The organism is Planococcus wigleyi (genome assembly GCF_014836985.1).
Classification (GTDB): Bacteria; Bacillota; Bacilli; order Bacillales_A; family Planococcaceae; genus Planococcus; species Planococcus notacanthi.
The window spans coordinates 383,643-402,674 of record NZ_JACSPU010000004.1 but is presented as its reverse complement, the minus strand read 5'-3'; the positions used below and the strand labels follow the sequence as shown (position 1 = coordinate 402,674).

23 protein-coding genes and 1 other annotated feature are annotated in these 19,032 nt (G+C 48.7%); of the genes, 21 read left to right on the top strand and 2 right to left on the bottom strand.

Annotated features, from left to right (window positions below; translation table 11 throughout):
* Nucleotides 1-8: 8 nt before the first annotated feature.
* The 4 genes from pilM (at nucleotide 9) to H9630_RS13390 (ending at nucleotide 3,548) form a co-directional block, all read left to right on the top strand.
* Nucleotides 9-935 carry a type IV pilus biogenesis protein PilM gene (gene pilM / locus H9630_RS13405; RefSeq protein ID WP_191715969.1) on the top strand — a complete coding sequence of 309 codons (927 nt, stop codon included), beginning with the start codon at nucleotides 9-11 and terminating at the stop codon, nucleotides 933-935.
* A 2-nt stretch (nucleotides 936-937) separates the two neighbouring features.
* On the top strand, nucleotides 938-1,660 hold the full coding sequence (locus tag H9630_RS13400; protein ID WP_191715968.1) for a PilN domain-containing protein: 723 nt from the start codon (nucleotides 938-940) through the stop codon (nucleotides 1,658-1,660).
* Nucleotides 1,657-2,445, top strand: a complete 789-nt coding sequence (locus H9630_RS13395) for a pilus assembly protein PilO (RefSeq protein WP_191715967.1) — start codon at nucleotides 1,657-1,659, stop codon at nucleotides 2,443-2,445. Before H9630_RS13400 ends, H9630_RS13395 begins: the two co-directional genes overlap by 4 nt.
* A gap of 347 nt (nucleotides 2,446-2,792) precedes the next feature.
* Nucleotides 2,793-3,548, top strand: coding sequence for a prepilin peptidase (locus tag H9630_RS13390; protein WP_191715966.1), 756 nt, complete (start codon nucleotides 2,793-2,795; stop codon nucleotides 3,546-3,548).
* Nucleotides 3,549-3,588: 40 nt separating this feature from the next.
* On the opposite strand, the gene H9630_RS13385 is transcribed toward H9630_RS13390, so the two are convergent.
* Nucleotides 3,589-5,115, bottom strand: a complete 1,527-nt coding sequence (locus H9630_RS13385) for an AbgT family transporter (protein ID WP_191715965.1) — start codon at nucleotides 5,113-5,115, stop codon at nucleotides 3,589-3,591.
* 375 nt (nucleotides 5,116-5,490) lie between these two features.
* Between H9630_RS13385 and H9630_RS13380 the strand changes: the two genes are divergently transcribed.
* From H9630_RS13380 to pheA, 15 genes are all read left to right on the top strand, one after another.
* Complete coding sequence (locus H9630_RS13380; protein ID WP_191715964.1) at nucleotides 5,491-6,099, top strand: Maf family protein; 609 nt, start codon at nucleotides 5,491-5,493, stop codon at nucleotides 6,097-6,099.
* Nucleotides 6,093-6,785, top strand: coding sequence for a RadC family protein (radC, locus tag H9630_RS13375; RefSeq protein ID WP_290185165.1), 693 nt, complete (start codon nucleotides 6,093-6,095; stop codon nucleotides 6,783-6,785). The genes H9630_RS13380 and radC overlap by 7 nt, the downstream gene beginning before the upstream one ends.
* Before the next feature lie 94 nt (nucleotides 6,786-6,879).
* Nucleotides 6,880-7,908 carry a rod shape-determining protein gene (locus H9630_RS13370; protein WP_191715963.1) on the top strand — a complete coding sequence of 343 codons (1,029 nt, stop codon included), beginning with the start codon at nucleotides 6,880-6,882 and terminating at the stop codon, nucleotides 7,906-7,908.
* Nucleotides 7,909-7,921: 13 nt separating this feature from the next.
* Nucleotides 7,922-8,806: a rod shape-determining protein MreC gene (gene mreC, locus H9630_RS13365; protein ID WP_191715962.1), complete on the top strand. Its 885-nt coding sequence runs from the start codon at nucleotides 7,922-7,924 to the stop codon at nucleotides 8,804-8,806.
* On the top strand, nucleotides 8,803-9,333 hold the full coding sequence (mreD, locus tag H9630_RS13360; RefSeq protein WP_191715961.1) for a rod shape-determining protein MreD: 531 nt from the start codon (nucleotides 8,803-8,805) through the stop codon (nucleotides 9,331-9,333). Before mreC ends, mreD begins: the two co-directional genes overlap by 4 nt.
* Before the next feature lie 23 nt (nucleotides 9,334-9,356).
* A complete protein-coding gene (gene minC, locus H9630_RS13355) occupies nucleotides 9,357-10,022 on the top strand; it encodes a septum site-determining protein MinC (protein WP_191715960.1) in 666 nt (221 codons plus the stop codon).
* Nucleotide 10,023: 1 nt separating this feature from the next.
* Nucleotides 10,024-10,824: a septum site-determining protein MinD gene (gene minD, locus H9630_RS13350; protein ID WP_191715959.1), complete on the top strand. Its 801-nt coding sequence runs from the start codon at nucleotides 10,024-10,026 to the stop codon at nucleotides 10,822-10,824.
* 60 nt (nucleotides 10,825-10,884) lie between these two features.
* Nucleotides 10,885-11,823 (top strand): nuclease-related domain-containing protein, encoded by a 939-nt coding sequence (locus H9630_RS13345; protein ID WP_191715958.1) that lies wholly within the window; start codon nucleotides 10,885-10,887, stop codon nucleotides 11,821-11,823.
* 241 nt (nucleotides 11,824-12,064) lie between these two features.
* Nucleotides 12,065-12,146, top strand: a sequence feature (ribosomal protein L21 leader region).
* Nucleotides 12,147-12,160: 14 nt separating this feature from the next.
* Entirely contained in the window at nucleotides 12,161-12,469 is a 309-nt protein-coding gene (rplU, locus tag H9630_RS13340; RefSeq protein WP_146557532.1) for a 50S ribosomal protein L21, read from the top strand.
* A gap of 2 nt (nucleotides 12,470-12,471) precedes the next feature.
* On the top strand, nucleotides 12,472-12,801 hold the full coding sequence (locus H9630_RS13335; protein ID WP_191715957.1) for a ribosomal-processing cysteine protease Prp: 330 nt from the start codon (nucleotides 12,472-12,474) through the stop codon (nucleotides 12,799-12,801).
* 13 nt (nucleotides 12,802-12,814) lie between these two features.
* Entirely contained in the window at nucleotides 12,815-13,105 is a 291-nt protein-coding gene (gene rpmA / locus H9630_RS13330) for a 50S ribosomal protein L27 (RefSeq protein WP_008431505.1), read from the top strand.
* 143 nt (nucleotides 13,106-13,248) lie between these two features.
* Complete coding sequence (locus H9630_RS13325; protein WP_191715956.1) at nucleotides 13,249-13,764, top strand: Spo0B domain-containing protein; 516 nt, start codon at nucleotides 13,249-13,251, stop codon at nucleotides 13,762-13,764.
* Nucleotide 13,765: 1 nt separating this feature from the next.
* Nucleotides 13,766-15,055: a GTPase ObgE gene (gene obgE, locus H9630_RS13320; RefSeq protein WP_191715955.1), complete on the top strand. Its 1,290-nt coding sequence runs from the start codon at nucleotides 13,766-13,768 to the stop codon at nucleotides 15,053-15,055.
* 16 nt (nucleotides 15,056-15,071) lie between these two features.
* On the top strand, nucleotides 15,072-15,524 hold the full coding sequence (locus H9630_RS13315; RefSeq protein ID WP_225218543.1) for an ACT domain-containing protein: 453 nt from the start codon (nucleotides 15,072-15,074) through the stop codon (nucleotides 15,522-15,524).
* Between the two features lie 15 nt (nucleotides 15,525-15,539).
* Entirely contained in the window at nucleotides 15,540-16,403 is an 864-nt protein-coding gene (gene pheA, locus H9630_RS13310; protein ID WP_191715954.1) for a prephenate dehydratase, read from the top strand.
* A gap of 331 nt (nucleotides 16,404-16,734) precedes the next feature.
* Here pheA and H9630_RS13305 read toward each other — a convergent pair whose 3' ends face one another.
* Nucleotides 16,735-17,268, bottom strand: a complete 534-nt coding sequence (locus tag H9630_RS13305) for a transcription repressor NadR (RefSeq protein ID WP_191715953.1) — start codon at nucleotides 17,266-17,268, stop codon at nucleotides 16,735-16,737.
* A gap of 125 nt (nucleotides 17,269-17,393) precedes the next feature.
* On the opposite strand from H9630_RS13305, the gene ruvA reads away from it, so the two are divergent.
* On the top strand, nucleotides 17,394-17,990 hold the full coding sequence (gene ruvA, locus H9630_RS13300) for a Holliday junction branch migration protein RuvA (RefSeq protein WP_191715952.1): 597 nt from the start codon (nucleotides 17,394-17,396) through the stop codon (nucleotides 17,988-17,990).
* Nucleotides 17,991-18,008: 18 nt separating this feature from the next.
* Nucleotides 18,009-19,007 (top strand): Holliday junction branch migration DNA helicase RuvB, encoded by a 999-nt coding sequence (gene ruvB, locus H9630_RS13295; protein WP_191715951.1) that lies wholly within the window; start codon nucleotides 18,009-18,011, stop codon nucleotides 19,005-19,007.
* The last annotated feature ends 25 nt before the right edge of the window (nucleotides 19,008-19,032 follow it).

Genomic DNA, 19,032 nt, shown 5'->3' with positions numbered 1-19,032 from the left:
CTGAAAAAATGGCCTTACCGTTTTTATCGAAAAAAGCACGCGTCGTGACAATTACTATAGAAGAAGATGCCATCCGGTACGTGGAATTGAAATCCATAGAACCGCTTCACATTAGCCTGGCGGAAGAGATGGTTCTTCCTGCAGGCGTTATCAGAGATGGTGAAATTGTCGACGTAAAAGCGCTTGGATCGATACTCGGTGAGGCTGTCAATCAGTGGGGTCTCTCTAAGAAGTCAGTCCGATTCCTCGCCCCTGACGAATTCGTTATCATCCGCAAAGTGGCATTTCCCCAAGGCGTCAAAACCGATGAACTGAAAGGCCATTTCTTTATCGAAATCGGTTCGACTCTTTATCTTCCCTTCGAAGATCCCGTCTTTGACGTTGTGCCTTACAACGGCAATAAAGAAGTGCTCATCATCGCTTCCAAGGAATCTGTCGTCAATACCTATGAACAAGTACTGGATCAGGCGAAGCTGAAAGCAGCAGTGGCAGACATCACGCCGCTCGCTTTATATCGTCTGGCGCATGTGCAGCATGATTTCATTGAAGATGAGCACATCATGATGATCGATCTGCAATCAAAAAAAATGACGGTGTCCATTTTCCATGAGCATTACCCCTTGTTCATGCGGCCGGTCGAATTGAATCTCACGGAAGAAGAATTACTCAATCCGGATATTTTTATAGAAGAGATTGAAGCGGAAATCGAGAAGCTCATCAATTTTTACCGCTACAGCATGAACGCGGGTGAAGCCACCATCACAAAAGTGATCTGCAACGGCTTCGGCGATTGGCCAGAACTTCAGTCGCGGCTTGAAAGCCGGCTCTCCGTTCCGGTCTATCCTATTGTAATGAAATCCATCCCTACCGAATTAAACGACAGCGTTCCTGAACGTTTTAACCGTGCCATCGGTTTAGCCCTGAAAGAGGTGTGAACATGTTAGTTGATATTAATTTATTGCCGCAAAAGGAACGGGAACGTCCTGTTTTTCTTTTTGCGGTGTTTGGAATTTTATTGGTGGCTGTTTTCATCTGGGCGACCTTTTTCTTTTTGGCACAGTCACAGGCTAATCAACAGGCAGCAATCGATGCAGAATATACACAAGTCGCCGCTCAAAGCGAAGCGATCCGCACGCAACTCGCGGCTTCAGTCGGACTGAACGAAGAGCAGCAATTAAAGGCGACGGTCGATTGGGCAGAAGGCTACCAATTCGATACGGTGCCGTTGCTTAGTGATTTGGTATCCAGATTGCCGGAGCGCGGATTCTTTGATTCCTTTTCCTTCGTGAAGCCGAACTTGGCTACGTTGACGATTCAATTTGATACAGCCCGCGAAGCGGCATATTACTTGTCACAATTAAAAGCTTCCGAGTTGCTGGATTCCGCAAAGCTGGATTCGGTGACAAATCAAGAATTGGAATTGCTGGAAACAACAGAAGAAGGCGCTGAAGTTGCAGAAGAAAAAATTATTGAAAATCCACGCTATTTGGCAACGTACAGTCTGGTTTATGTAGATGAACGTTTGCCGGCAGTAGAAGAAATTATCAATGCTGATGGAACCGTTACGGAAGTGCCGGCTACTGAAGATGCATCTGCCGAAGAAGTTCCAGCAGAAGAAGCGGAAACCGTTCCTGCCGAAGGGGAGGGTGACGTTCAATGAGCAGTTTATCAAAGCGCCAGAAAGAAATAGCTATGCTGGTCTTGGCGGTACTGTTATTGATAGGGAGTGCAGCCTATTCCTATTTTTCCCTCTACGTTCCAGCTAGAGACGCTCGCTTGCAATCTGAACAATTGCTGACCTCGGAAAACGAAGTGCTGATGTCTTTGCAGGCGCAGCAAGAAGCTGCACCGCCAGCTGAAAAAATTAGTACACGTGAATTGCAGCATAAAGTCACCATTGAACCTTTGACGGATTTGATTCTCTTGCAGGTTGAACAGGCCGAGCTGCTGTCTGAAACACTCGTCACTTCCGTCAATTTCGCCGAAGCGCCATTGACGGTGTTGCAGCCGGTCGAAGGCCTGGAGAATGTTCAGGAAGTCATCACGACAGTGGAGTTCAATGCCACAGACTATATGAGTATTATCACTTTCATCAAAGAAATTGAAGCGATGGAGCGCATCATGGTCGTCGGCGGGATTGACTTCACTTCAACACCGGAAGTTACAAAAACGGAGCAGGAAGGGGAACCGTTAACCGTTTCCGTTTCATTCTCAGCCTTTTACCGTCCGGATCTCGTTGAACTTGCGGAGACGCAATTGAAAGTCGATTCCCCGGCACCTGCCAAAAAAGTAAATCCGCTGCCTCAAAATGACGGCACCAGCCTAGTCATACCCGACCAAACAACTGACGAAGAAGTGGAAACGGAAATTTCGTCAGACGGTTCACAAACTGAAGTGAATGTGGAAGTAAATGTAGAGGAACAGGAAAAAGCGTCAGACCAGTAATACAGGTAAGAGAGAAATCATCGTGATTTCTCTCTTTTTGATAAATTGGGGTTAAAAGCTTCGTTTTGCAGAAGTATAGACCGTTCTGCAAACAAAGGGGCGGATTTTGCAAACAACCGATGTTATTCTGCAAACAAATTCAGCATTCTGCAAACAACCGGGCAAATTCTGCAAATAAATCCAGTATTCCGCAAACAAAAGCTCTGCCAATCGCTTTTCGCCCGCGAAAAGCCGCCATCATCCGTTTTTTTTAGTAAGATTTAGAGCGAAATACCGAAGACTCGCGATGAAAGTAGACTGTTTGACGAAATATCGCCAACAAATAAATTAAAGCAAAGAGGGTTTCTATGGTACTGACTTATTCTGTTTTCATTTCACTGTTCGGGCTCGTCTTTGGATCGTTTTTCAATGTGGTGGGCTTGCGCGTGCCGAAAAAGGAATCGATCGCTTATCCGCCTTCCCATTGCACCAATTGCCAGCGCCGATTGACCGCGCTTGACCTGGTGCCGGTGTTCTCTTATCTTTTTCTGAAAGGCCAATGCCGGACATGCGGTTCGAAAATCCATTGGGTCTATCCGTTGATGGAAGCAGTCACGGCGGTTTTATTTGTGGCGTCGTACTTGGTGTTCGGGTTTACGCCGGAGCTGATCGTAGCGCTCTTGTTCGTTTCAATGCTGGTGATCATCACCGTGTCGGACATCGCTTATATGCTTATTCCGGATAAAGTGCTGCTGCCGTTTGCGGTGGTGCTGCTGGGCTTGCGTTTGGCCATTCCGCTTGATCCGTGGTGGGATAGCCTGCTCGGCGCTGCCATTGGATTTTCATTGCTGTTCCTGATCGCTGTCGTCTCCAAAGGCGGCATGGGGGGCGGGGACATCAAGCTGTTCTTCGTTATCGGATTGGTGCTCGGAACAGCCGGCACCTTGATGACCTTGTTCTTTGCATCGTTCATCGGCGCGATCGTCGGCATCATTCAGCTGCGCGTAACGAATAAAGGGCGCAAGACACCGATTCCGTTCGGCCCCTCGATTGCAGCGGCCGCCGTCATCGTCTATTTCTGGGGCGAGGCTATGCTTGCTTGGTACTGGAATTTTTGGCTATAAAAAAGCTCAAGGGACATGTTCCCTTGAGCTTTTTGTTACTTTATTTTGAATAAAGAATTGGTGATGCAGGACCCAGATCAAGACCAAACAGCATCCAGACGATCAGCATCAACGACCAGAAGATCATGAAGAAGATGGAGTACGGGAACATGACCGAAATCAATGTACCGATGCCCATTTTCTTATCGTATTTCTGGGCAAAAGCGATGATAATGGCGAAATACGTCATCAATGGCGTGATGATGTTCGTCGATGAATCCGCGATGCGGTAAGCCATCTGCGTCAGTTCAGGCGAGTAGCCGAGCTGCATCATGATCGGAACGAAGACCGGCGCCATCATCGCCCACTTCGCAGAAGCTGAACCGATGAACAGGTTGATGATTCCAGTGACCACGATAAAACCAATGATCAACGGGATGCCTGTCAAATTAGCGGCTTCAAGTGCTTCAGCTCCGTAGACGCCAAGCACCATTCCGATATTTGATTCTGTGAAATAAGCAACGAACTGTCCGGCGGTGAAAGCCAGGACGATGAACATGCCCATGGCAGCCATCGTATCCGTCAAATGCGCAGCGACGTCTTTATCGCTGCGGATATTCTTGGTGGCGATACCGTAGAACAATCCAGGGATGAAGAACAGGATCGTAATGATCGGCACCAATGAACTCATAAATGGTGACTGGACAATGCCGCCGTCTTCAGCGCGCAAGACGCCGTTTTCTGGAACGATCAACAACGCAGTCAGGATAATTCCGACCAATACGGAAATCCCAGCCCATAGCAGACCTTTCTTTTCTTCAGCTGTCAAGCCGTTCAAGTCTTCGCGGTATTGCCCTTTGTATTCACCAAGGCGCGGTTCAACCACTTTTTCCGTAACAATTGCACCGACGATAGTCAACAGGAAGACCGAAGCGATGATGAAGTAATAGTTCATGGCAATGTTCATGCCTTCTGCATAAGTCGGATCGATGATCGCTGCTGCCGCGATTGTCATTTCACCGAGCATGGCATCAGTGGCAGACAGCAGCAGGTTTGCCGAGAATCCGGCGGATACACCGGCAAATGCTGCGGCAAGACCGGCCAATGGATGGCGTCCGAGCGCCGCGAAAATGACAGCACCAAGTGGGGGAAGGACCACATACCCGGCGTCAGAAGCAACACTGGACATGATTCCGGCGAATACCAGTCCTCCTGTGATCAAGAACTTCGGAACGGATAGGACGAAAGCCCGTAGTACAGCACTGATGAGTCCTGTGCGTTCCGCAATTCCGATACCCAACATGGTGACCAGGACAACGCCTAGCGGAGCGAATCCGATGAAATTATCGACCATGCTGGCAAATATGTATTGAATGCCTTCTGCATTCAGCAGGTTCTTGACTTCAATGATTTCGCCTTCCTGGCCCGGATGTTCGACGGTAATGCCAATTGCCGAGATGATAGAGGAAATCACAAGGACGGCAAGTGCGAGCAGGGCGAACAAGGTCACCGGATGAGGCAGCTTGTTGCCGATCAGCTCGATGCGATCGAGCGATTTCTGAAATAAACCTTTGCGCTTTGTCTTCAAAAAAGACAGCTCCTTTGCTAAAAGAATTGGTGAAAATTATTTCATAATAATAATTTTCAGAAATTAAAAGCCAAATTTCATTATAATAGCTCTTTTTAATGAAGTGAATCGCTATACAAAAGTGCCAATAATGCTAATTTTGAATAATGTTAAAAGATTTTTGTGCTTGACATAAAAACCTTGTTGCGACAGCTTTTGTCGGATGTTCGTGAACAAAGCAAATGTGAATTTTAGATGGCAGCATACAGCGCTTTCAAGAAAAAACTAACTGAAAAATGATTTTTGAACGCCTGCTGAAGGGCAAAAATCATTTTTGATGGTTTGTTGAGTGCTGTCAGGGATGGTATGATTCTTGAAAAAAGGAGAGATTTCCCCATGAAATTCAAATCAGATTTCCCCGTCATTCTAGCTTCACAATCACCGCGCCGCCAGGAACTGCTTAGTATGCTTGGCGTTCATTTTCAAGTTATCCCGAGTCTCCAGGACGAACCCGATCCGCAGGACTTCCAAACGCCGCTTGGCTACGTATTGGCATGTGCTGCTCAAAAAGCGCAGGAAGTGGCAAGTGCCCATCAAGAAGCTGTGGTCATCGGCTCTGATACTATTGTCGTCCTGGATGGTGAAATCCTATTGAAGCCGAAAAGTAAAGAACAGGCCAAGAGCTATCTTCAGAAATTATCCGGCCGCACACATGAAGTCATTACGGCGGTGACGGTCGTAAAAGGTAATAGCGAGCAGTCCTTCCATGAAGCCGTCAACGTGACGTTCTTCGAATTGCCGGAAGCCTGGATCAACGCCTATATTGAAACCGAAGACCCTTACGACAAAGCAGGTGCTTATGGCATCCAAACGGTATCCGGTTTGTTCGTCAAAGGCATTCAAGGAGATTACAACGCTGTTGTCGGCTTGCCGGTTGCGGAACTGACGCAGAAACTCGCAGCTGCTGGGTTTATTTCGCTAGAAGGGAGCGGTGTCCGATGCTGAACGACGCGCCGTTGATGATCCGTGACGTCCACATTGCGGACCGTCCCCGAGAACGCCTGGTCAACCAAGGGGCATCGGCATTGTCCAATCAAGAGCTGATTGCCATCCTGCTGCGCACCGGCAGCAAGCAGGAGTCGGTGCTGCATTTGGCCAATCGGGTGCTGACCCATTTCGAACAGATCCAGGAAATGAAAAACGCCACCATCGAAGAGATGGTGGCGATCCATGGCATTGGCCGGGCAAAGGCTGTCCAGCTGCTTGCGGCTGTAGAACTTGGCCGGCGGCTGTCATCCAAGCAGACCGATACGAAATTCACCATCCGTTCCCCGAAAGATGCGGCTTCCTATTTAATGGCCGATATGACTTCGTTGAAACAGGAGCATTTTGTTGTCTTGTTCCTCAACATCAAAAATCAGGTCATGCACCGCCAAACCATTTTTGTCGGCAGCCTGAACGCCTCCATTGTCCATCCCCGTGAAATTTTCCGTGAAGCGGTCCGCCGTTCTTCAGCTTCGATCGTCTGCGCCCACAACCATCCTTCCGGCAATCCTGCGCCATCACCTGAAGACATCGATGTCACGAAGCGCCTCGTCGAAGCCGGCAGCATCATCGGCATCGAACTGCTGGACCATGTCATCATCGGTGACCACCAATTCATTTCCCTGAAAGAAAAGGGGTTCATGTAGCACTGTTTATTTTTTTTCTTTTCGTCTATAATGAGTGGTATTGTGTCAACGCAATTGCCGAAATACCGGCTTGTTACAGAAAGGAAGAAAACCTGTGCTTGGATTTGGTTCAAAAGATGTTGGAATTGACTTAGGTACTGCAAATACATTGGTGTACATTAAAGGCAAAGGAATTGTTCTGCGTGAACCTTCCGTTGTCGTTAAAAATAAAAATACGGGAGAAATCGTCGCTGTCGGCACCCAGGCGAAAAACATGATGGGCCGTACAGCAGAGTCGATCGTCGCTATCCGTCCGATGCGTGATGGCGTCATTGCGGATTACGATATGACCTTGGCGATGATCAAGCATAATCTTGTCGAAGCAGCGAAAGCGGCAGGGGGCAAATGGAAAAGCGGCAACGTCATGATCTGTGTTCCCTATGGCATCACTTCTGTTGAACGGCGGGCAGTTTTGAACGCAGCCCGTTCAGCCGGCGCACGTGAAGCCTATACCATCGAAGAGCCTTTCGCAGCGGCGATTGGAGCGGATTTGCCGGTTTGGGAACCTATGGGCAGTATGGTCGTCGATATTGGAGGCGGAACGACTGAAGTAGCGGTCATTTCACTTGGCGGCATCGTTTCAAGCGACTCGATCCGTGTAGCCGGAGATGCACTGGACACTGAAATCATCCAGTATATCCGCAAGACGTATAACGTCCTGATCGGTGAACGGACAGCTGAAGCACTGAAAATGGGTGTCGGATCTGCCCGCATTATGGAAGAGGCTGAAAAAGACCTTTCGATGGAAATTCGTGGACGTGATTTGTTGAGCGGTTTTCCGAAAACGCTGCAGATCACTTCGGGTGAAATTGTGGAAGCCCTTAGCGAATCGATTACTGCGATTGTAGCAGGCATCAAATCGACGCTTGAAAAGACGCCGCCTGAATTAAGTTCAGACGTCATGGAAAACGGCATTGTTTTGACAGGTGGAGGAGCGTTGCTTAAGAACCTCGACCGGGTCATTTCAGATGAAACGTCCATGCCGGTCTTTATTGCCGAAAATCCATTGGACTGTGTCGCACTTGGCACCGGCAAGGCATTAGAGAACATGGACCAATTCCGCCGCCAACTATCAATCAAATAAGGAGGATGGCAATATGCCACAGCTTTTAACGAACAAGCGGCTGATTTTGCTGCTGTTGGGTGTCATCCTGCTCGTTGCACTGATTTCTTTTTCGCTCCGTGACCGCGGCAATGTGTCGCTGCCGGAACAAATCATAAAAGATGCTGTTGGAGCTGGGCAGTCGGTATTTTCACGCCCTGCTCATTTTGTCACTGGGATTTTCGATAATGTCGATTCATTATTGAACACATTTGAGGAGAACGAGCATCTGAAAACGCGCTTAGAAGAATTTGCGGGCGTGCAGGCTGAAGTCAAAGATTTGCGTTCTGAAAACGCAGAATTGAAACAACTCGTAGGAAAAGAAGAAGACTTGCGCGATTACAACCCAATCCAGGCTACCGTTATTGCACGGAACCCGGATCAATGGGAAGAGAAAATCATTCTTAACCGTGGCTCCAACCAAGGAGTAGCGGAGAATATGGCGGTCATGACTGCAACAGGCCTGATCGGCAAAGTGACGTTGACGACTCCGACAACGTCAACGGTTGAATTGATTTCCACGCTCAACCCGAACTACCGCGTATCCGCGATGGTCGTTGGCGGGAAAAAAGACGTTTTCGGTTTGATCGAAGGCTATGACGCGGAACGCCATGAACTGCTGCTTAAGCGGATCGATGCCAATGTTGAATTGAAAAAAGGCGATCAAGTCGTATCAAGCGGGCTCGGCGGGATTTTCCCGAAAGGCATTTTAATCGGCACCATCACCGAAATCACCATAGATGAATTCGGGTTGACTAAACTGGCTTATGTGAAACCGGCAGCCGACTTCTCCTTATTGGACCACGTCGTCATCGCTGACCGTTTGATGCCGGAAGTGGACGGTGAAGACAACGGCGTGACTGGAGACGATGAATCATGATCCGTTTCCTTATCCCGTTAATCTGCCTCGTCCTGTTTTTCATGGAACCGGTTTTCGGCCTTTTTTCACCGCTTAATATTGGCGGCGAATTAAATTATATTGTGCCGCGCTTCCTGATAATGTTCCTGATTTTCCTGACTTTGTACTATGATTTAAAGCATGCGATGTTCTATGGATTATTTTTCGGGCTCTTGTATGATGTCTTTTACATTGATATTATTGGATTATATTCTTTTTTGTATCCAGCCACTTGTTTGGCAGCTGCATTTGCTTTCAAGCGAATTCCGCAGAACTTGGTGACGGCGACACTTCTGACGCTCGTTTTGCTGGGCGTATTCGAATTTTTGCTTTACCAGTTCTTCCTGCTGATTTCATTGACAGGAATGCCGCTCGGTACATTTTTGGCGACTCGGCTCTGGCCGACGATGGTCGCTAATTCAATCTTCCTGGTGATGCTCGGCTGGGTGTTCAAATCAGTAATGGTCACGCAGCTGTCGGAGCGTGACACTAAAATAGGGTTATATTAAAGAAAGCGCAGGTGACACATTTTTTGAAAAATCTCGTTAACATTAAAGGGAAAAATAAAGGCCTCGTGCTGTATCTCGATGACCAATGTGCCTACACGGATCTATTGGCCGAGTTGAAGGCGAAGGTGTCGGATCCTGCGCTTGACAGTGATACTGAAGTGACGGTTCATCTGAATAAACGCTATTGCACCGACAGCCAGATCAAAGAAATCAGCGACATTGTTTCGACCAATCCTCATCTGAAGGTAGTTGCGACAACGAGCGATATCCTGACGGTCGAAGAAAGCGATCAGATGATCCTTGAACGCCAGTCGGAAACATATGTCGGCATTGTGCGTTCAGGACAAGTTGTCAAAGCGAACGGCGATCTGGTCGTCATTGGCGACGTCAACCCGAACGGCCGCGTCGAAGCGGGCGGCAGTGTTTACGTGCTGGGCCGGCTGAAAGGTGCGGCGCATGCCGGAACCAAAGGCAACCGGGACGCAGTCATTGCAGCCTCTTGGCTGGAAGCGACGCAATTGAAAATCGCTGACGAATTGGAAACCATGACAGACGAATTGTCCAGCTTATCGGAACAACCGGAAATGGAATGTGCTTATTTACATACAAACGGCACCATCATCATTGACCGTTTGCAGGAATTGCGGTTTATTCGTCCGCAAATTTCAACGTTTAAAGGAGGAAGCTAGTGTGGGAGAAGCTATCGTAATTACATCAGGCAAGGGAGGCGTCGGTAAAACGACGACAACCGCCAACCTCGGCACTGCATTGGCTCTTCAAGGGAAAAAAGTATGCCTGATCGACACTGACATCGGGTTGCGCAACCTTGACGTTATCCTCGGTTTGGAGAATCGCATCATCTATGATTTGATCGACGTCTTGGAAGGCCGCTGCAAAGTGCATCAAGCACTTGTCAAAGACAAACGCTTTGATGACATGCTGTATCTTTTGCCTGCTGCTCAAACCGCAGACAAAAACGACGTCAATCCGGAACAGATGAAGGAATTGGTGACGGAATTGAAGAAAGACTATGATTTCGTTATCATCGATTGCCCAGCCGGTATCGAGCAAGGCTACAAGAACGCTGTTGTTGGAGCGGATCACGCAATTGTCGTGACGACGCCTGAGATTTCAGCTGTCCGTGACGCTGACCGCATCATCGGATTGCTTGAGCTGGAAGAGAACATCGACGCTCCGCGTTTAATCATCAACCGCATTCGTCCGCATTTGATGAAAGCGGGAGAAGCGCTGGATGTCAATGAAATCACCACTCACTTGTCGATCGATCTTCTGGGCATCATTGCAGATGACGAGCGTGTCATCTCAAGTTCGAACAAAGGCGAGCCGATCGTCATGGACCCATCAAATACCGCAGCACTCGGCTACCGCAACATTGCGCGCCGTTTGCTAGGAGAATCGGTACCGTTGATGAGTATGGAAAAAGCACCGCCAAGCCTGTTCACCAAAATCAAAGCCGTTTTCACTAAATAAGATTGTTAGAGCCCTCGCTGTCCAAGCGGGGGCTTTTTTAAAACTTACGGGAGGTGTGGCATGAACGATTTTTTACTCGCACAGATGGTTGCAGCAGAACGTTTGCCGAACGCACATGAATCCAAGGCAGCGGTTTTAGCCGAACTGAAAAGTTCATTGGCTGGTGCCAGTGGTGAGCAGCGGACGGCTGCTTTGTTGAAAAGGGAATTGGATCTGCCAGGCGAAACGATTTTCTTGAGTGATGTGCACATTCCTTATAAAGAGGGAACAGCGCAAATCGATTTGCTTTTGATTCATGAACAAATGGTCTGCGTACTGGAAGTGAAGAACATGGTGGGCGAGTTTTATTTTGATTCCATCAATTTTCAGTTTCACCGGATCATCGATGGGCGCAGGGAAGGAATGCGCAATCCGGAAGCGCAGCTCCACCGGGCGGTCCGTGCCGTCAGCAATTTTCTCGGCGTCTCCGTACATGGTGTAATCGTACTTGCGAGCCGGTCCGGCAAAGTGGTGGAGGCGCCCAAACATTATCCGGTCGTGTCACTCGACTATTTGCCATTTCACCTGGAGCAGCTGATGCAAGGTTCGAATCTTTTTGATGCACGGGCGCTAGCTTCCAAGTTGCGGGGACTGCCGGTGCGCAATTCGAGCCGCCGCTGGCTCGAGCGACACAATATTAGCTTCGACTCCTTGCGACTCGGTGTAACTTGTCCAAGCTGCCGCACCTGTTCACTTGATTGGCGTGAGCGCAAATGGAAGTGCGTAGTCTGCGGGTTTTATTCGCAGGATGCACATGAAGTGGCGCTCCAGGAATATGCCGTATTGTTTGGCGATAAACTCGACACCGGATTGGCTTATCGGCTTCTCGGAGTCGAAAACAAATATGTTTTATACCGATTGTTGCAAGGGTCGGCAATTCAAGGCGATGTGCGCGGAAAACGCCAAATAGTCGAAGACCGGCAATTGCTGCGGGAGTATTTTGGTCGCATTTATCGCTGACCGCACCTCAACTGGCAAAGACCGCACCTCGCGCCCGGATAACCGCACCTCAACTGGCAAAGACCGCACCCCGCAAGCGGACAAGCGCACCTCACGCACCAAAGAGCGCACCTCGCACCGACAAAATCACTCCTCACAACCATTTGCCTAACCACTCATCACCAATTTCTCGAAACCTCACATTATCTATTGACGCGACACGCAATGGCGTGGTATTATTCTAATGTTATGTTTGTAGCGTACCATGCTGCAACCGCTCGAATCAGGTTACCTTAAGCATTCGCTCCGGCGAGTCACCTGAATAGGCGAGTCTTATTTTAAGAGGAGGTGCAAGGATATGTACGCGATTATTGAAACTGGTGGAAAACAAATCAAAGTTGAAGCAGGCCAAGAGATCTACGTTGAGAAATTGAACGGAGAAGCTGGGGATGTTATCACATTTGACAAAGTTCTATTTGTAGGTGGAGACGATACTAAAGTGGGTGTTCCTTTTGTTGAAGGAGCTACTGTTACAGCCAAAGTTGTTAAAAACGGCAAACAGAAAAAGATCACAGTCTTCAAATATAAAGCTAAAAAGAACTACCATAAAAAACAAGGTCACCGTCAGCCATACACGAAATTGACTGTCGATGCGATCAACCTGTAAGAATGATACAAGTTACTGTAAAAGAAACCTCAAAACGCATTTCGTCTTTTGAAATGTCAGGCCATGCGGATTATGCTGAACACGGGCAAGACCTCGTATGTGCTGGAGCGTCTGCTGTCTCTTTCGGAGCGGTGAACGCCATCATGGAGCTGACGGGAATCGAACCGGACATTCAGCAGGCAAACAGCGGCTTTTTAAAAGTTGGTTTTCCGGAGAACCTGGATGACAAGACGGACGAGCAGGTTCAACTGCTTGTACGCGCAATGATTGTTTCATTGAAAACGATTGAACAAGACTATGAAGAATATATTAAAATAACCTTCACAGCTTAGGAGGTGGGACAGAATGTTAAGATTAGATCTTCAGTTTTTTGCATCCAAAAAAGGTGTAGGTTCAACGAGAAACGGACGTGACTCTGAATCTAAACGCCTTGGCGCAAAACGTGCAGACGGCCAAGAAGTTACTGGTGGTTCAATTTTATACCGTCAACGCGGGACTAAAATTTATCCAGGTGAGAACGTTGGACGCGGCGGAGACGATACACTTTTTGCTAAAATCGACGGAGTCGTACGTTTTGAACGTTACGGACGCGATAAGAAAAAAGTTAGCGTATATCCAGTTGCACAAGAAGCTTAATACAAAACGAAAAGGGCTGCTTTCGCAGTCCTTTTTCTTTTGAAATTTATAAGCGCGGGCCCTGTCGGCTGAACGCATTATTTTAGGAAATTCCTGCGAACTCTTGGTATACTGGAATAAGAAGCTGAATCGGGACGTGACTTATGGAAAAGACAATCACAGTGGCACAATCGCTTCGGCATGCGCGCCATGATTTTTTAAATGAATTGCAATTGATCAAAATGAATTTGGATCTGGGCCGTCTGCAAGAGGCGCAAGAAATAATTCGTTCGCATGCCGAAGCGGCTATGCATGCCAGCCGGCTGTCTGATATCGGGCTGCCGCTGACAGAGGAATGGCTGTTGACTGCAAATTGGCGTTTCCCGGGATTTAATTTTCACGTCGAATGTTCGGCTGCTAAAGCACCGACTCATTTGGACGCAGCATTTCGGCTTTTTCTGGAGAGTTTTGTGGAAGCGGCCAAAGGGCGCCTGGAACCTTATCAGGCGTTTTATGGCACGGTTTCATTGGCTTCCAGTTCCACGCTGTTTGAAATGAAAATTACTTGTCCGGGGAATTGGCTGGATTTGGACGTTTTAGAAGTACAGGGATTCACGGCACGAAAAGAGTGCAGCGAAAACAACACATTGATTGTTGTGCGCGCACAGATGGAGGGATAATATGTTTGTCGATCACGTAAAAGTTTATGTTAAAGGTGGCGACGGCGGGGATGGCATGGTTGCATTCCGCCGCGAAAAATATGTACCGAACGGCGGCCCTGCCGGCGGAGATGGCGGCAAAGGCGGAAATATCGTCTTTATCGTTGAAGAAGGATTGCGCACGCTGATGGATTTCCGCTACAAACGGATCTTTAAAGCCGAACGCGGAACACACGGCATGAGCAAGAACCAGCATGGTGCCAAAGCTGAAGATACATTGATCAAAGTTCCGCCGGGCACAGTCGTTAAAGACGTGGATACCGGTGAAACCATTGCTGATTTGGTGGAACATGGGCAGACAGCAGTCATCGCAAAAGGTGGCCGCGGCGGACGTGGAAACTCTCGTTTCGCAACGCCTGCAAACCCGGCGCCAGAGCTTTCTGAAAAAGGCGAACCGGGCTTTGAACGCAATGTCATTTTGGAGCTGAAAGTGTTGGCGGATGCCGGGCTTGTCGGATTCCCAAGTGTCGGAAAATCGACGTTGTTGTCGGTTGTTTCTGCTGCAAAACCAAAAATCGCTGAATATCATTTCACGACGATTGTCCCGAATCTGGGCATGGTCGAAACAGAAGACCAGCGCAGCTTTGTTATGGCCGATCTTCCAGGATTGATCGAAGGCGCTCACCAAGGCGTTGGACTGGGCCATCAATTCCTTCGCCATATTGAACGGACGCGTGTCATCATCCACGTCATCGATATGTCAGGTCTTGAAGGACGCGATCCTTATGAGGATTACGTCACAATCAATGAAGAACTGAAGCAATACAATATGCGTTTGACCGAACGTCCGCAATTGATCGTTGCGAACAAAATGGATATGCCGGAGTCGGAAGAGAACTTGGCGAAATTCCGTGAAAAATTGCCGGAAGATGCCCGCATTTTCCCGATTTCTGCTTTATCCCGCAAAGGATTGAACAATCTCTTGTTCGCCATTGCTGACGTTATTGAAGTGACACCTGAATTCCCATTGATCGACGAGGAAGAAGCTGAGTCAGAAAGCACGGTCTTGTACAAACACGAAACCGATGCAGATGGATTCAGCATCACGCGTGAGTCTGATGGCGCATTCGTGTTGTCCGGTTATGCCATTGAACGCATGTTCAAGATGACCGACTTCTCACGTGAAGATTCGATTCGCCGATTTGCCCGCCAAATGCGCGGTATGGGAATTGATGATGCACTCCGTGAGCGCGGTGCAGAAAACGGCGATACGGTTCGCCTGCTTGAATTCGAATTCGAATTTATGGATTGATGCGGAGGTAGCTTGAATGAAGGATATTTCGGAACAACGGTATTATTTAGTGCGTGAAGACGTTTTGACGGAAGCGATGCAAAAAACGCTTGAAGTGAAAAAAATGCTGCAGAACGACCGCATTTCCATTATGGACGCGGTCAACAAGACAGGTCTTTCACGCTCTGCGTTTTATAAATATCGGGACGCTGTATTTCCGTTCCATTCGATCGTCAAAGAACGGATCCTGACGGTTTTCCTGCAACTGGAAGACCGCTCGGGAACGCTCGCGACGCTTCTGCAGTCAGTCGCTGAAAACGGCTGCAATATTTTGACCATCCACCAGACCATTCCGATCCAAGGGCGTGCGAATGTCACACTGTCTTTGGACGTAACGGCGATGGACGGGGATTTGGACGTATTTTTGCAACAGCTGAAAAAGCTCGATTTCGTCGAGTCGGCTGATGTGGTATCAAGTGGATCATCTTAATGGAGGAATGTTTAAATGACTGGACAAGCTGTTGATACACGAATTTCATATTTAGGGCCGGAAGCGTCATTTACACACCTTGCGGCAACAAAAGTTTTCCCTGAAGGTACCCTGGTGCCATTTACGACCATCCCTGAATGCATAGAAGCAGTGGCAGAAGGCAGCGTGGATTACGCTGTCGTGCCACTGGAAAATGCGTTGGAAGGATCAGTTCCATTGACAGTGGATTATCTATTTCACGAAGCGCAATTGTATGTGACGGCGGAAGTATTGTCGTCGATTCAACAACATTTGCTGGTACATCCGGATAACCGCAATGCGGAATCGTTTGAAGCGATTTATTCACATCCGCATGCATTGGCGCAATGCCATAAATTCCTGTTTTATACATACAAGAATACGCCTTTGGAGCAGTACAGTTCGACAGCGGCTGCAGCGAAGATGGTTGCCGAATTGCCGGAGCGCAACATTGCGGCTATCGCCAACGAATTTTCCGCCCATAAATACGGGTTGGACATTCTGCAGCGTGACATCCACGATTTCCATTTTAACCACACACGCTTTTTCGTGTTGTCGAAGTCTGATCACAAATTGACAGACCCGACGCATGACGATCAAATCAAAACAACGTTGATGATCACACCGCCTGACGATGACCGTTCAGGTGTCCTGCACCAGATCTTGTCCGTTTTCGCATGGCGCCGATTGAACTTGAGCAAAATCGAATCGCGCCCATTGAAAACCGGCCTCGGCGATTATTTCTTCATCGCTGATGTACTGGCGGACGAAAAAGACGCCATGATGCGCGGTGCGTTCGAAGAGCTTGCGGCACTTGGCTGTACAGTAAAAACCTTAGGATCGTATTATACGTATAAATGAAAAAGAGAAGCCCCGCAGCGGTTTTCGCTGCGGGACTTCTAGCTTTTAGGCAATAAATGATTAATTAGAAGAATAAGTAGCCAGTTTATTAGCTTTATAGCCAATCCTGCACCCCAGGCGGATGCTTTACGTGGACTTGCGAAGCGATAGAGGAGCCTGTCTTTTCCCTTCGCCGTCTTGCGCTCTGGCTTCTTGCGTAAGCTATGCGCTAAGCGGCCGAAGCGTTGTGTAAGGGCTATCCTTTTTAAAAATTGCCATAGCTATACCTAAGCATTCAAAACAAAAAACCCACAATCCGGCCAAATGCAGAATCATGGGCTCCATCAAAACCTTATTCAATTTCCTCCAACAAAAATCCGTTATCCCGCATCGCCTGGACAGCTTTTTCAAGCGTCGCGTTATCAGGTGCAGTGATGGTATGGAGATGCGTGCCGTCTGTCAGTTCCAGCAAGTAGCTGGCGCCGGTTTCGCGGACGCGCTTCATGAAAGCTTCAACTTCCTGGATGTTTGACACATGGATGCCGGCTGTCAGTTCGCCGTATACCGGATGCTCAATCGACACATCTTTCACTGTGACGCCCGATTCAACCAGCAGTTTCAGTTCGCGTTCGGTGTCTTCAGCCTGATGGTGGCAGGCTATGCGCCGGCTTGCTTCTTCTGTCGCCCGGTCAGCCAGGTACAGATATCCTTGGCTGGTCGCGATGATGGGCTCGCCTTTTGCCTTCAGTAACGTCATGTCGCCGACGATGACTTGGCGGGACACGCTGGTTAAAGCGGCCAGTTCACCGCCAGTCAGTGGTTGTGTTGACGTTTTTATTTTTTCCAGCAGGAATTGGCGCCGCTGTTCGCCGAATAATTTTTTCATTAGATTCCCTCGCTTATTGACTCGTTCTCTTTATCTTATCATGTGCCACTCGACAACGGGTTTATTTCGTCTAAAGCAGCTGAATATGCTATAATTATAAAGTTGAATTGAAGGAGAGACTGTCCATGTACGATTACATAAAAGGCAAGGTTACACGCGTAACGCCTGAATATTTAGTGATAGAACAACAAGGGATCGGCTGGCAGATTTTCGCGCCGAATCCGTATTCTTTCGGCAGTGATGAATTGCAGGTCTTTCTGCATCATCATGTCCGTGAAGACGCGCAATTGCTGTTCGGTTTTCCGACACTGGAACAACGCGAATTGTTCCGCAAGCTGATTTCGGTATCGGGCATCGGCCCCAAAGGCGCATTGGCGATTTTGGCCAGCGGACAGCCGCAGCATGTCATCGAAGCGATCGAACGGGAAGATGAATCCTATTTGGTGAAGTTCCCGGGTGTCGGCAAGAAGACGGCACGCCAGATGATATTGGATTTGAAAGGCAAGCTGACCGAGTTTTTCGGCGATCCTTTCGATCCGGAAGAGACAACTACATTGCTGTCGAACGACCAGGCAGAACTGGAAGAAGCGATGCTGGCACTGGGTGCTCTTGGCTATTCAGAACGGGAAATCACCAAAGTCAAACCACAGCTGCGGGATTTGGACCTGGATACAGAAGGCTTCATGAAAAAAGCATTGCAATTGCTGCTTAAACAAAACTGATGAAAGGAGGCGAACGGCATGGAAGACCGCATTATCGACAGCGAGATCTCGGAATTTGATGAGCGTTTTGAACAATCCTTGCGTCCGCAATTGCTGGGCCAGTATATCGGGCAGCAGAAAGTGAAACACAATCTGCAAATTTTCATCGAGGCAGCGAAAATGCGCCAGGAAAGCTTGGACCATGTGCTGTTGTACGGGCCTCCTGGACTCGGGAAAACGACACTCGCTGCTGTCATCGCCAATGAAATGGAAGTCAACATCAAGATGACCAGCGGACCGGCAATCGAGCGTCCGGGTGACTTGGCGGCAATCGTGTCGTCATTGGAGCCTGGAGATGTGCTGTTCATTGATGAGATCCATCGCTTGAACCGTTCGATTGAAGAAGTGCTGTATCCGGCAATGGAGGATTTCTGTTTGGATATCGTCGTCGGCAAAGGTCCGACGGCGCGTTCTGTCCGGCTGGATCTGCCGCCGTTCACTTTGATTGGGGCGACGACGCGCGCAGGCGCTTTGTCTGCACCGCTGCGCGACCGTTTCGGCGTCTTGTCGCGCCTGGAATACTACGATACAGAAGCACTGACGGATATCGTCATCCGCAGCTCGAAATTGTTCGAAGCGGATATCGATCCGAACGCAGCTGTCGAAATTGCCCGCCGTTCCCGTGGAACTCCGCGCATCGCCAACCGGTTGCTGAAGCGCGTGCGTGATTATGCGCAAGTGCGCGGCACCGGGTCCATCACGATGGACATGGCGGAACAGGCTTTGGAAATGCTGCAGGTCGATCCGCTTGGATTGGATCATATAGACCATAAATTATTGACGGGCATGATTGAACGTTTCCGCGGCGGCCCGGTTGGACTGGATACCATCGCAGCCAGCATCGGGGAAGAGTCGACGACGATTGAAGACGTCTATGAACCGTATTTGCTGCAGATCGGATTTATCCAGCGTACGCCGAGAGGCCGCACTGTAACGCCGCTTGCCTATGAACACTTTAAAATGGAGATGCCTGAATGACTAAATTAAATACACCACCCACAAC

Excerpts from the sequence above, each read along its gene's own strand:
- pilM (WP_191715969.1), top strand. The coding sequence starts at position 9 with ATGGCCTTACCGTTTTTATCGAAAAAAGCACGCGTCGTGACAATTACT.
- H9630_RS13400 (WP_191715968.1), top strand. The coding sequence starts at position 938 with ATGTTAGTTGATATTAATTTATTGCCGCAAAAGGAACGGGAACGTCCT.
- H9630_RS13395 (WP_191715967.1), top strand. The coding sequence starts at position 1,657 with ATGAGCAGTTTATCAAAGCGCCAGAAAGAAATAGCTATGCTGGTCTTG.
- H9630_RS13390 (WP_191715966.1), top strand. The coding sequence starts at position 2,793 with ATGGTACTGACTTATTCTGTTTTCATTTCACTGTTCGGGCTCGTCTTT.
- H9630_RS13380 (WP_191715964.1), top strand. The coding sequence starts at position 5,491 with ATGAAATTCAAATCAGATTTCCCCGTCATTCTAGCTTCACAATCACCG.
- radC (WP_290185165.1), top strand. The coding sequence starts at position 6,093 with ATGCTGAACGACGCGCCGTTGATGATCCGTGACGTCCACATTGCGGAC.
- mreC (WP_191715962.1), top strand. The coding sequence starts at position 7,922 with ATGCCACAGCTTTTAACGAACAAGCGGCTGATTTTGCTGCTGTTGGGT.
- mreD (WP_191715961.1), top strand. The coding sequence starts at position 8,803 with ATGATCCGTTTCCTTATCCCGTTAATCTGCCTCGTCCTGTTTTTCATG.
- H9630_RS13345 (WP_191715958.1), top strand. The coding sequence starts at position 10,885 with ATGAACGATTTTTTACTCGCACAGATGGTTGCAGCAGAACGTTTGCCG.
- rplU (WP_146557532.1), top strand. The coding sequence starts at position 12,161 with ATGTACGCGATTATTGAAACTGGTGGAAAACAAATCAAAGTTGAAGCA.
- H9630_RS13335 (WP_191715957.1), top strand. The coding sequence starts at position 12,472 with ATGATACAAGTTACTGTAAAAGAAACCTCAAAACGCATTTCGTCTTTT.
- rpmA (WP_008431505.1), top strand. The coding sequence starts at position 12,815 with ATGTTAAGATTAGATCTTCAGTTTTTTGCATCCAAAAAAGGTGTAGGT.
- H9630_RS13325 (WP_191715956.1), top strand. The coding sequence starts at position 13,249 with ATGGAAAAGACAATCACAGTGGCACAATCGCTTCGGCATGCGCGCCAT.
- obgE (WP_191715955.1), top strand. The coding sequence starts at position 13,766 with ATGTTTGTCGATCACGTAAAAGTTTATGTTAAAGGTGGCGACGGCGGG.
- H9630_RS13315 (WP_225218543.1), top strand. The coding sequence starts at position 15,072 with ATGAAGGATATTTCGGAACAACGGTATTATTTAGTGCGTGAAGACGTT.
- pheA (WP_191715954.1), top strand. The coding sequence starts at position 15,540 with ATGACTGGACAAGCTGTTGATACACGAATTTCATATTTAGGGCCGGAA.
- H9630_RS13305 (WP_191715953.1), bottom strand. The coding sequence starts at position 17,268 with ATGAAAAAATTATTCGGCGAACAGCGGCGCCAATTCCTGCTGGAAAAA.
- ruvA (WP_191715952.1), top strand. The coding sequence starts at position 17,394 with ATGTACGATTACATAAAAGGCAAGGTTACACGCGTAACGCCTGAATAT.
- ruvB (WP_191715951.1), top strand. The coding sequence starts at position 18,009 with ATGGAAGACCGCATTATCGACAGCGAGATCTCGGAATTTGATGAGCGT.